This window comes from Thermococcus sp. 101 C5 (genome assembly GCF_009372125.1).
Classification (GTDB): domain Archaea; phylum Methanobacteriota_B; class Thermococci; order Thermococcales; family Thermococcaceae; genus Thermococcus_A; species Thermococcus_A bergensis.
In genome coordinates, this window is record NZ_WHIZ01000066.1 from 1 (window position 1) to 9,952 (window position 9,952).

A 9,952-nucleotide genomic window follows, 5' to 3' on the forward strand; every position below is an offset into this window, starting at 1 on the left:
TAATGTGTTATGGTCTGAAAATCCTCCTCAGAGTCAAATACTGTTTAAATAACAGGGGGTGAAACTAAACACGCCCCCATTAGAAAAAAATAAAGGGGACAAGAATCTTTATCACTGAGATAGACGCCTTTGATGGTACTCCTATAGTGGATATAAAGCCCTTCGTGAAAGAGCTTGACTATCCGAAAGGGATTTAAGTTTCTTTTGTTATCTATCTTTTTGGGTGTTCAGTTTGATATACAAGGCAAAGTTCGGAACCCCCGAAAAAGGGTGGGTAGTCCTAGTTCATGGCCTTGGAGAGCACAGTGGAAGATATGGCAAGCTAATAAAAATGTTAACTGAAGAGGGCTTCGCCGTCTATACCTTTGACTGGCCTGGCCATGGAAGAAGTGGAGGAAAACGGGGTCATGCGAGCGTAGAGGAGGCACTGGAGATAATTGATTCCATAATTGAAGAACTAGGTGAAAAACCCTTCCTATTCGGTCACAGCCTTGGCGGATTAACCGTGATAAGATACGCCGAGACAAGACCTAACAGGATAAGAGGGGTTATAGCTTCTTCCCCTGCCCTCGCAAAAAGTCCGAAAACACCAAGCTTCATGGTCGCCCTTGCTAAAGTTCTCGGAAAAATAACTCCCGGTCTAACCCTTTCCAACGGCCTTGATCCGAAGCTCCTCTCTAGAAATCCCGAAACAGTTAAACGCTACGTCGAAGATCCCCTAGTCCACGACAGGATTTCGGCAAAGCTTGGTATGAGTATCTTTGACAACATGGAGCGTGCACACAAAGAAGCCCATAAAATAATGGTGCCTGTACTTTTGCTTGTTGGCACGGCGGATGTAATAACCCCTCCAGAGGGAGCAAGAAAGCTCTTCGTGGAGCTTAAAGTAGATGACAAAGCACTGAAAGAATTCAAAGGAGCCTACCATGAAATCTTTGAAGACCCCGAATGGGGCGAGGAATTCCACATGACAATAGTGGAGTGGCTTATTGCTCATTCTTCCAAATAGAGAAAGAATTGGGCTTGAAAATGAGGTAGACTCTGCTTTGGCTGTAGAGAGTACCCAATGAAAAGTTAAAAGATGATGTAAATGAAAAAGCATCGCCCTTAGATATGGAGAGTTTTTATTAGCCTTTAGACTCTCAAAACCCAAAGCAAGAGAGTTGCTCACATACAAACTTAAAGTCGAACTTAAAGAAAAAGGCTTGGGGAGTGTAATGCTAATCGACACATTTTCATCTTTCCTCAAACGTTGGGACGGAAGTACAAGTAGTTGGTTAGAGTATATCAAACACTACCCAGAACTTTTTGAGAAGATTAGATGGGACTATGAAAGGTACAAAATAGACTGGCGGGAATTTTTGGGACTTCTTTTAAAGAGAAGTGCCGATGAACTCAAACTAGCCCACAGAGCTCTCTTAACTTGAAAAAGAAGAGGCCAAAAGCAAAATCTTAGAGTTTTTGCGCTAAATGTTCTCCCTTAAGTCAATGATGTGCTCAAGCTCCGGCCCTGTCTTTATAAGACCCACCGGCACTCCGACTTTTTCCTCTATTTCTGCAATGAATTCCTTTGCTTTTGCTGGAAGCTTGTCAAAGTCGGTAACTCCAAAGGCGTCCTTGTCGTACTTGTCGAGCATGGTTATCGCTAAAATTGTCGCACCGTTAATCCTTGCAGAATACCTTGCAAATTCGAAGTCAAACCATCCCACTCTTCTCCTCCTTCCTGTAACTGTGCCGTACTCGACCAATCCCAGCCTCTCGGCTTCTTCTTGGCTCATCTCCGTTGGAAACGGTCCCGCCCCGACTCTCGTTGGAAAGCTCTTAAAAACTACTATAACATCATCAACCCTTGTTGGCCCGAGTCCAACGTCGCTTGCTATTGCTGAAGCGGAGGTGTCCTTTGAGGTAACGTAGGGATATGTGCCGAAGTAAAGACTTAACCCAAACCCCTGCGTTCCCTCCACTAAAACGAGCTTACCCTCATCAAGGGCATCGTTAACTTCGGCCGCAACGTCTGTTAAGTAAGGCTCAAGTTCTTTAATGTCCTTTGCCTGTCTTGCTCTTCTTAATACCCTGTCCGCATTGGCCGGACCACAACCGGAGCCGGTAGTTCCTATCTTCCCGTGGAGATAGCTGTTTGTTCTGTCAAGTTCCTTGTGCTCTGGCTCTATTATAGCGCACCGGTAGTCAATCCCCACCCTCTCTTTAACGTTGAAATCTTTCAGATGCTCAAGTTCATAGAAGAAAACCTCCGGATCGACCAAAACTCCAGCCCCAACCAAAAGTCTTGCGTCTTTGTGCACAAAACCTGTGGGAAGCTGTCTTACTGCATACTTCTTTCCGTTTACAAAAACGCTGTGCCCTGCGTTTGTCCCTACTCCTCCCCTTGCTATGACCTCTGGCTTGTCGTGCATTGCAAGATATGCGATTATTGAGCCTTTTCCTTCATCTCCCCATTGACCACCAACGACGATGTAGCTTGGCATGGCTCCTTACCCATAGTTAAGAGAATGACACCTTTAAAACAGTTACGATTAAGCTAAAGACAAGAAATTGACACAAAGATGCAAAAAACTTAATATACCTCAGCCCTTACCCCTCACAAGGAATCCAAGATGATTGCCGCTGTGCTCGCCGGAGGAAAAGCAAAGCGTTTTGGAGAGGAGAAGTTGCTTTACAGGGTTAGTGGAAAGCCTTTGATACTCCACGCCATAGAAAACGTTCTTAAAGCAGAGAGAATAGACGAAGCAGTGATAGTAGCTTCAAGAGAGAAAAAAGAGGTCTTTGAAGGGCTTGGCTTCGAGGTCATCGTTGACGAACTTGAGATAGGCCCAATTGGAGGGCTCTACACCGCTCTAAGGGAGCTGGGTGATGTTTTTGTAATAGCCGGAGACATGCCCGCTATAAAGCCCGAATTCGTTGACTACATCATGGCGAAGTTCTGCAAGCTCAAACCCTCAGTCTGCGTCCCAAAATGGAAAAACGGCTATCTCGAGCCCCTCCATGCGGCATATTCGAAAACCTTCTTGGGGATACTGGAGAAGCAGATAGCCAGAGGAAGGTACATGCTCAATGAAGCAATAAGGCTCTGCAATCCCTGCTACATAGAGATAGAATCCCTCCCCGAAAAATGGCGTGAGAGCTTCTTTAACATAAACACCAAAAGAGATTTAAAAAAGATTAAAGGCTTTTCGAGAGTATAATAACGCTGTCAAGCACTCTCGGCTTAAACTTCTCCACAAGTTCTTTTTCAATTATCGTGCGGAGCTTTTTGAAGCCAAGCTCCTTTGCTCTGGCAAGCAGAAGAGAAATGTCTTCCTTTCTTCCCCACAAGTAGCCTGTAACAACAGAGCTATCGTAATAGGCCTCCTCGAGAACATAATAAGATTTCCCCAGCTTTCCACTTTCAAAATAAACCCTATCATCTATCCCGGCTATTTTATCTCTGAAAGCCACGAACCAGTGGTGGTAGGAGCTTTGAAACTTTCCCGCGACCATTTCTAGACCCTTAACATCTCCCCATGAGAATTCAAACACCTCCGGCTTTGTCTCACTACCGGGAAAAGAGCTCAAGTCAAATTCCACAAAGCCCGCACTGTAAAGGACATCTCTTATGCCGAGCTTTTCGTAGAAGCCGATTGCCGATTTTTCCGGGGTTACCGTAACCAGCTCACAGCCTTTCTCACGGGCCAACCCTTCGACAAATTCAACAATAGCTCTGCCCACACCTTTGCCTCTGAAGTTTTTATGCACCTCAAGTACGTCTATGTGGGCAATTTTTCTAATTTTGCTCTCTATGGGCTCTTCACTGATCAGGACTTCGCCGTTTCCTATTATCTCCCCGTTTTCCTCCGCAACTATAGGAAACTGCCCCTCTAAAAGGAGGTTGTTCATGTGTATTGCACAGGTTTCGATGCTCATCCAGGGGCCGCCGTGGAGATAGCGCTCCTCTATGCTAAGCTCCTCATAACTGGCTTCTCTTCCTTCACTCTTCTTTATCCATCTCTCAACTCCGGAACAGTGAAGCTTAACTATGCCTTCGCAGTCGTCAAGTGTTGCTAGCCTTACCTTCATAAAATCACCAAAAAAGATGAAAAATTAAAGCTCCGCCTCGCTTAGGAATTCCAGAAGATCCAAAAGTCTCCTATCTTTTATTTTGGTTATGTACTCACTAACCTCCTCCCTTCCGATCTTGCCGTCCTTGTACAGGGCAACGGCTTTCACTCCTTCAAAGAACTCCTTCATTTCCGGGAATGCTCTGGCAAACATGTCTATGTTGTTGTAAATCTCCTCAAACCTGTCTTCCAGCATCATCTGCCACACTACATCAATCAGGGCATCAAATGCAACGTCAAAGTACTCGCTACCCCTTCCACAGAGCATTGCATAGAGGCATTCATGCAGGGCCGCTTCGTAGTTATCCTCATCTTCAAATATCTCCTCAAAGACAAGGTGTATCTGAGATTTTAACCTGTCGTCTAGGTTTTGTGAAAGAAGCTCGGCAAGTTCAGCCTTCGCCTTTGCTGTCTCTCCCATCTCAAAGGTTATGTAAGCTTTGTAAATCCTTATTTGCTTAACGTCCTCTTCTTTTCCAAGCTCCTCCAGGGCTTTTTCTGCCTTGTCCATTAGCTCTAATGCTTTTTCATACTCTAACAGCTCTTCATGGATAAGTCCCATGTTGTAGTAAATCCTAGCGATATTTTCCAAGTTACCTTTCTCGGTTTCCTCTTCGAGCAGCCCTCTGTAGAGGTCAAGTGATTTCTCTAATTCACCCAGAAGGTAATAAAGGTCTGCAAGGTGGTATTTGGCCTCAAAGCTGTCTTCCTCTTCAGCAAGCTTTTCGAACTCCTCAACCTTATCGACACCCAAGAACTCCAAGAAGTAATATACAACAAGCTTATACAGCTCGTAGTCTTTGCACTCCAGGGCGAGCTTTTCAACCTTTTCAAGAACCTCTCGCAGGTCTTCTTCACTCAGCTCGTCAATTTTGTAATAAAGCAAGCTTGCTAGCTTTTTACAGTCTTTCTCCTGAATTGCCTTAAGTAGTTCCTCCATATTAATACACCTCAAGGAAATTACGCCATGGAACCTTTTAACTTTACGCATGTTCCCATTTTGTTTTGTCAGAACCGTCCAAGGTTTTGCAGAAGACTTATGAGGATTAAAACCCTATCGCCCAATGCAAAATTCAACTCTCCGGTGAGGGATTGAAGATGAAGAAATTCCTAAGCTTGATTTTTATCCTCCTGCTCTTTTATCCTGCTCAGGTTGAGGGAATTGAGCGTTTGAAAGTTATTGAAGGAGAATTCACAAATCCCCTCCACGCGGAGGTACCACCGGAGTACAGAGCCGAATGGGTTGATTTCATCTTCTTGTCCAATGAAAGTTGCAATGTCTCGGCGAGCTATAGAGTTTACCGGTATGGAGAGGTTGTAAAAGAGGGGTCTGCAAAAATCGAGTGGATTGGGGGAACTCTGTACATAACAGTCCCACTAAAGCTTTATGATAGGTTCATTGTTTATCTCTCTCCAAACTTTTCCTGTGGGGTAATGCCTGCAGGTTATAGAATTAATGCGGTACTTGACCCCTATAGGCTTAGAGACCTCAGCGTTAAGGTCGGAAATGTGATTGAGCTGCGATGGAAAGGCACCGCATCCAAAAACTCTTCCTCGAAACTAAGGTTCAATGCCTCAGGGACGCTTTTAGGAATCGAAGTAAAGCTCTACAACTACAAAGGAAAGGAGGTTTCGGGAATATTAGAATGGGAGAATGGGACAAAAAACTTCACAGTGCCAGTAAAGGAGGGCTGGGCATGGGTACCGGGTGGAGACATAAATGGGGAGGTAGCGCTAACTTTAAACATCCCACCCGGAACTGGAGTAAGTGCAACCGCTTATTATGCTCGAGAAAGGGAGCAAATTAACGGAGATCTCTTGATTAAAGACGAACGGGGTTACACATATCTTGATTATCCTCTTGGCGCTATGTTATGGGACGGAGGAGATATTGAGGCATGGTTTGAAGTAAAAGGTGAAGGAGAAGTGTTAGTTTTCGACTTTGGCAACGAGAAGGCATCAAGAATATCAATAAAACGTAATGAAGTCTGTGCCGAGCTATACACACTATATTATGGCAAAAAGAAGCATTGCTCCCTGCTCCCAATGAAGAAAATACACAATTTAAAGGTATCCTTGATTAGAGTCCCCGATGGAAGGAGATTCCTGCAGATTAAGGTTGATGGAGCTACCTTCAGCGAGATGGTAAACTCCCCAGTTGGGTTCTTGTATTTTGGAAATAATATTTCCCTGATAAGTCTTGATGCATCCCTATACAGAAATCCCGACTACTATGTGGTGCTACCGAGTGAAAGAAAAGCAGATATTGCCCTCGGGATTTCAACATTGGCACTGGTACTTGCCATAGCATTGTGGATACGTGAGAAAAGGAAGCAAGCATTATGAGAATACCTTTTAAACTCTTCCGCCAATCACAAATCATGCTTGAAGTTATTTTCCTCGGCACTGGTGGCATAATGCCCAATAAAGAAAGAAACGTGCCCTCTATAGCGTTGAGATACAACGGGGAGATTATCCTCTGGGACGTTGGCGAAGGCACTCTAAGGCAACTGAACATAGCCAAACTAAGCCCCATGAAGATTGAGAAAATTTTCATAACCCATTTTCATGGCGATCACTATCTCGGTCTGATGAGCCTTATTCAAACAATGACTCTCTGGAACAGGGAAAAGCCCCTTCACATTTATGGTCCAAAGTACACTTTTGAATTCATTCAAAACTACCTGAAAAGTGGATTTTTCAGGCCAAGCTTTGACATACACATTCACGAGCTCGGGGAAGCGAGGCTGAAGTTTGAAAACTACGAGATATGGAGCTTCAAAGTTGAGCACGGTGTTCCGGCACTGGGCTACGTTTTCAAGGAGAAAAACAAAAGAGGAAGCTTCGACCTCGATAAAATCAGAGAGCTCGGCCTAAGGCCCGGCCCCTGGATGAAAGAGCTTGAGACAAAAGGAAAGGTCGAAATCGAGGGGAAGGTTATCCACCTTGAAGATGTGACTGGAAGTCCCAAGAGAGGGGTGAAAGTTGTTTATACCGGCGATACCGAGCCCTGCGAGAGAGTGAAGCTCTTTTCTGAAAAGGCAGATGTTTTAATTCACGAGGCAACCTACCTCAGCGAAGAGGATAGGGGAGAAAGTTATCACTCAACGGTTTCGGAGGCCTGCAAAACCGCGGAAAAAGCAAAGGCCAAACTCCTCGTCCTCTTTCACAGAGCCCCCAGATACACGTACGAGGAATACAAGGAAGGAGCGAAAAAACTTTGCGGGCTTAGATTTATAATACCCAAAGACTTCGATGTTCTTAGGGTCGGTGAAGAGTATGAGCTATCTTCGCTACGTTAAGATAATAGGGACGATGCATGTTTCTCCAAAAAGCAGAAGGGATGTTAGGGAATTTATACTAAGAGAAAAGCCCGATGCAATTGCTATAGAACTTGATAGGCAAAGGTTTTATGCCCTTCAATCTCCAAAGCGGCTGACATTTCAAGAAGCGGTAAAGCTCGGAAAGAAAGCCATTTTGGGATACATCCTCATGAAAGTTGAGGAAAAGATTGGAGAAGAATTCGGCATGAAGCCCGGAGGAGAAATGATAGAGGCAATTCAGACGGCATATCTCCTCGGAGTTCCACTGTATTTAATCGACGAAGACATCCAAAGTATTATGGGAAAGCTTCTCAGAGCACCTTTGAGAGAGAAGATACTCCTCCTGCTCGAGAGTTCTCTTGTTTTTCTCCCAATTGCACCCGGAGCAGAAAGCCAAGAGGATATAATGGAGAGCTATAAGGTGATGATGCATCGCTTTAGAATCCGCTATCCCTACATTTTTAGGGTTCTCGTGGAGGAAAGAAACGAGATAATGGCAAAGAACCTGAAGGCAATTGTTGACGAGCTCAAGAGGAGAGGAGTCAAAAAGCCAAAAGTAGTAGCAGTGGTGGGTCTTGGACACAAAAAGGGCATAGAAAAGCTTTTGAATTCTTACAAAGAATAGAAGGACTTTTATACAATGAAGTAGAACCACATTGGGTGATGTTATGGAAAGACAGCACTTAAAATGTCCCCTCTGTGGGGGAACAAGCTTTAAGGTTGAAGAAGAAAAGCTGGACAGCAAGTGGGGTTTTACGGCACATAAGGTAAAGATAGTGATATGTGAAAACTGCGGTTATGTTATGATGTTCTACAAAGGAAGAACGATATGGGACTTTGATTAGCTCCATAATCCCCTAGCTCTATTGCTTTTAACTTTTGGTTTTCAGAAATAGAGAATAAAATTCATTAAAGAGACTGGGCTAGCAAGCAGTATTCCCTTCTCGAATGCGTTTTCTCCAAGTCAGAGTCTAATGCATGGGCCGCTCTGTCTTTAACTTTCACCTGTAACCATAAGCCACCTTTACATCCGATGTCTATGCTTTTCAGCGATGTTGGTTCGGTAATTATTGCATAATCCGCCGTAACAAGGTTTTCCTTCAAGAGATATTTCCTCATCTGGAACTAACGACACATTAACTCCAACATCCAAGCTGTCTTCAAACTCGCTGAGAATCCTCAACGTACCAATAATGCTCGCAATGCCTCCCTTCATATCGCTTGCTCCCCTGCCGTATAACTTCCCGTCTATGATTTTCTCTGAGAACGGGCCAAACTGCCAGCCTTCACCTGCGGGAACTACATCATAATGTCCGTTAATAACGACTCCACACGTTGGATAGATGATGTTAGTTATTCCATCACCGAACTGGAATGCAAGTACTGCAACTTGTCTTGTGATACCAACCACATCAGCCAGTGGAACCATTATAGGCATCGTAGCCACTGCTTGCCCGCTCCCTGAGCAGATAAGGAAGTCAACTAAAGTCTGCACAAAAAACATTCCTACGCCTATTAAGCAGCGCCAAGGAGGGATATCGAGATACCCACAACCCTGTCGTATCCCATGGCAACTGCAAGCCCAATCATCAAAGGCACAAAGGCATGTCCGAACATCATGCGGAGGTATATAACACCAAAGTATCTGTTACAGCACTCACCTCAATGTTTACACTTAGTGTTGGACAATGAAAATAACGACAACTGGGTCTACTGTCCATACATATGAAGTCTCGGGAACTGTAAACTCGACCCTAAATCGTACAAAAATATCTATCTTTTCCTATTTCTAACGTTCTGACTCCATTGAATATGTTGCCCTAGAAGTCCTAACTTCCCTAAACTTTATATTCCCTCTTTTCACATTTCTTCGGGGGTTGGAAATGAGGGAAGAACTGAAGCGCATGCTTAAGGTTGAAATTCTCGATATCGAGTACGAAGGAGACAAATTAATCGTCTACGTCCCTAAAGATCGGGTAAAAATAGCTGTAGGGAGTGGAGGGAGCGCTGTAAAGGCAGCAGAACTTGTGCTTGGCAAGAAGATTGAGATTAGAGGTAGATGAGCAATGGCGCTGGGACTTAGAAAACAGGAGCTCGAAGACCTGGCCATATCTTTCATTGTTCTTACCCTCGTTTTTTCGGGTTTTGAGCTTAGATTAATCCCCTATGTTGTTCTGGGAATATTTACGGCGTTTGTGTTCCACGAGATTGCCCACCGACAGGTTGCCAGAAGGTATGGTTACTACGCAATTTATAGAAGGTGGGACACGGGAATAATGCTCGCTCTTTTGATGGGAATATTAAACAAGCTCCTGGGCTTTAGGTTTATATTTGCCGCTGTGGGGGCAGTTCAGGTCTACTCTCTCTATACTGGCTGGGAAGATAGGGAGGTTCATGGAAAAATAAGCATCGCAGGACCAGCAACAAACATTTTAGTGGGCTGTTTTCTAAATGGTTAAAATCGTAAAGTTTATATATTTTTGTGTCATTGTTTGTAATAAGGGTGTGCAGTAT

14 protein-coding genes are annotated in these 9,952 nt (G+C 44.3%); 10 read left to right on the top strand and 4 right to left on the bottom strand.

Going from position 1 to position 9,952, the window contains the following annotated elements:
- The first annotated feature begins 89 nt into the window (after positions 1-89).
- The 3 genes from GBV73_RS11415 (at position 90) to GBV73_RS09190 (ending at position 1,427) form a co-directional block, all read left to right on the top strand.
- Positions 90-197 (top strand): TrmO family methyltransferase, encoded by a 108-nt coding sequence (locus tag GBV73_RS11415; RefSeq protein ID WP_225806892.1) that lies wholly within the window; start codon positions 90-92, stop codon positions 195-197.
- Positions 198-232: 35 nt separating this feature from the next.
- Positions 233-1,009, top strand: coding sequence for an alpha/beta hydrolase (locus GBV73_RS09185; protein ID WP_152880937.1), 777 nt, complete (start codon positions 233-235; stop codon positions 1,007-1,009).
- Between the two features lie 154 nt (positions 1,010-1,163).
- Positions 1,164-1,427, top strand: coding sequence for a hypothetical protein (locus GBV73_RS09190; RefSeq protein WP_253910346.1), 264 nt, complete (start codon positions 1,164-1,166; stop codon positions 1,425-1,427).
- Between the two features lie 39 nt (positions 1,428-1,466).
- Here the strand turns inward: GBV73_RS09190 and GBV73_RS09195 are convergent, their stop codons facing one another.
- Positions 1,467-2,486 carry an adenylosuccinate synthetase gene (locus tag GBV73_RS09195; protein ID WP_152880921.1) on the bottom strand — a complete coding sequence of 340 codons (1,020 nt, stop codon included), beginning with the start codon at positions 2,484-2,486 and terminating at the stop codon, positions 1,467-1,469.
- A gap of 129 nt (positions 2,487-2,615) precedes the next feature.
- On the opposite strand from GBV73_RS09195, the gene mobA reads away from it, so the two are divergent.
- On the top strand, positions 2,616-3,203 hold the full coding sequence (gene mobA, locus GBV73_RS09200) for a molybdenum cofactor guanylyltransferase MobA (RefSeq protein ID WP_152880923.1): 588 nt from the start codon (positions 2,616-2,618) through the stop codon (positions 3,201-3,203).
- Here the strand turns inward: mobA and GBV73_RS09205 are convergent.
- Positions 3,181-4,074, bottom strand: a complete 894-nt coding sequence (locus GBV73_RS09205) for a GNAT family N-acetyltransferase (RefSeq protein WP_152880925.1) — start codon at positions 4,072-4,074, stop codon at positions 3,181-3,183. The genes mobA and GBV73_RS09205 overlap by 23 nt on opposite strands.
- 24 nt (positions 4,075-4,098) lie before the next feature.
- Complete coding sequence (locus GBV73_RS09210; RefSeq protein WP_152880927.1) at positions 4,099-5,055, bottom strand: tetratricopeptide repeat protein; 957 nt, start codon at positions 5,053-5,055, stop codon at positions 4,099-4,101.
- Positions 5,056-5,213: 158 nt separating this feature from the next.
- Here GBV73_RS09210 and GBV73_RS09215 point away from each other — a divergent pair, with 158 nt between their 5' ends.
- The 4 genes from GBV73_RS09215 to GBV73_RS11180 are packed head-to-tail and all read left to right on the top strand — an operon-like array spanning position 5,214 to position 8,283.
- Positions 5,214-6,461 carry a hypothetical protein gene (locus tag GBV73_RS09215; protein WP_152880929.1) on the top strand — a complete coding sequence of 416 codons (1,248 nt, stop codon included), beginning with the start codon at positions 5,214-5,216 and terminating at the stop codon, positions 6,459-6,461.
- A gap of 35 nt (positions 6,462-6,496) precedes the next feature.
- The gene (locus GBV73_RS09220; RefSeq protein ID WP_152880931.1) at positions 6,497-7,417 is read left to right on the top strand and encodes a ribonuclease Z; all 921 of its coding nucleotides are present in this window, start codon (positions 6,497-6,499) and stop codon (positions 7,415-7,417) included.
- Positions 7,395-8,063, top strand: a complete 669-nt coding sequence (locus tag GBV73_RS09225; protein WP_042698538.1) for a TraB domain-containing protein — start codon at positions 7,395-7,397, stop codon at positions 8,061-8,063. The genes GBV73_RS09220 and GBV73_RS09225 overlap by 23 nt, the downstream gene beginning before the upstream one ends.
- Before the next feature lie 43 nt (positions 8,064-8,106).
- Positions 8,107-8,283 carry a hypothetical protein gene (locus GBV73_RS11180; protein ID WP_172967221.1) on the top strand — a complete coding sequence of 59 codons (177 nt, stop codon included), beginning with the start codon at positions 8,107-8,109 and terminating at the stop codon, positions 8,281-8,283.
- 179 nt (positions 8,284-8,462) lie between these two features.
- Here GBV73_RS11180 and GBV73_RS11420 read toward each other — a convergent pair whose 3' ends face one another.
- On the bottom strand, positions 8,463-8,942 hold the full coding sequence (locus GBV73_RS11420) for a M20/M25/M40 family metallo-hydrolase (RefSeq protein ID WP_152880933.1): 480 nt from the start codon (positions 8,940-8,942) through the stop codon (positions 8,463-8,465).
- 379 nt (positions 8,943-9,321) lie between these two features.
- On the opposite strand from GBV73_RS11420, the gene GBV73_RS09235 reads away from it, so the two are divergent.
- Together GBV73_RS09235 and GBV73_RS09240 are read left to right on the top strand one after the other, a co-directional pair.
- Entirely contained in the window at positions 9,322-9,501 is a 180-nt protein-coding gene (locus tag GBV73_RS09235) for a KH domain-containing protein (protein WP_152880935.1), read from the top strand.
- 3 nt (positions 9,502-9,504) lie between these two features.
- Positions 9,505-9,897 (top strand): hypothetical protein, encoded by a 393-nt coding sequence (locus GBV73_RS09240; protein ID WP_318780044.1) that lies wholly within the window; start codon positions 9,505-9,507, stop codon positions 9,895-9,897.
- The last annotated feature ends 55 nt before the right edge of the window (positions 9,898-9,952 follow it).

What these genes read in the sequence shown, in the direction of transcription:
- GBV73_RS09195 (WP_152880921.1), bottom strand. Translation starts at nt 2,486, where the DNA reads ATGCCAAGCTACATCGTCGTTGGTGGTCAATGGGGAGATGAAGGAAAA.
- mobA (WP_152880923.1), top strand. Translation starts at nt 2,616, where the DNA reads ATGATTGCCGCTGTGCTCGCCGGAGGAAAAGCAAAGCGTTTTGGAGAG.
- GBV73_RS09205 (WP_152880925.1), bottom strand. Translation starts at nt 4,074, where the DNA reads ATGAAGGTAAGGCTAGCAACACTTGACGACTGCGAAGGCATAGTTAAG.
- GBV73_RS09210 (WP_152880927.1), bottom strand. Translation starts at nt 5,055, where the DNA reads ATGGAGGAACTACTTAAGGCAATTCAGGAGAAAGACTGTAAAAAGCTA.
- GBV73_RS09215 (WP_152880929.1), top strand. Translation starts at nt 5,214, where the DNA reads ATGAAGAAATTCCTAAGCTTGATTTTTATCCTCCTGCTCTTTTATCCT.
- GBV73_RS09220 (WP_152880931.1), top strand. Translation starts at nt 6,497, where the DNA reads ATGCTTGAAGTTATTTTCCTCGGCACTGGTGGCATAATGCCCAATAAA.
- GBV73_RS09225 (WP_042698538.1), top strand. Translation starts at nt 7,395, where the DNA reads ATGAGCTATCTTCGCTACGTTAAGATAATAGGGACGATGCATGTTTCT.
- GBV73_RS11180 (WP_172967221.1), top strand. Translation starts at nt 8,107, where the DNA reads ATGGAAAGACAGCACTTAAAATGTCCCCTCTGTGGGGGAACAAGCTTT.
- GBV73_RS11420 (WP_152880933.1), bottom strand. Translation starts at nt 8,942, where the DNA reads ATGTTTTTTGTGCAGACTTTAGTTGACTTCCTTATCTGCTCAGGGAGC.
- GBV73_RS09235 (WP_152880935.1), top strand. Translation starts at nt 9,322, where the DNA reads ATGAGGGAAGAACTGAAGCGCATGCTTAAGGTTGAAATTCTCGATATC.
- GBV73_RS09240 (WP_318780044.1), top strand. Translation starts at nt 9,505, where the DNA reads ATGGCGCTGGGACTTAGAAAACAGGAGCTCGAAGACCTGGCCATATCT.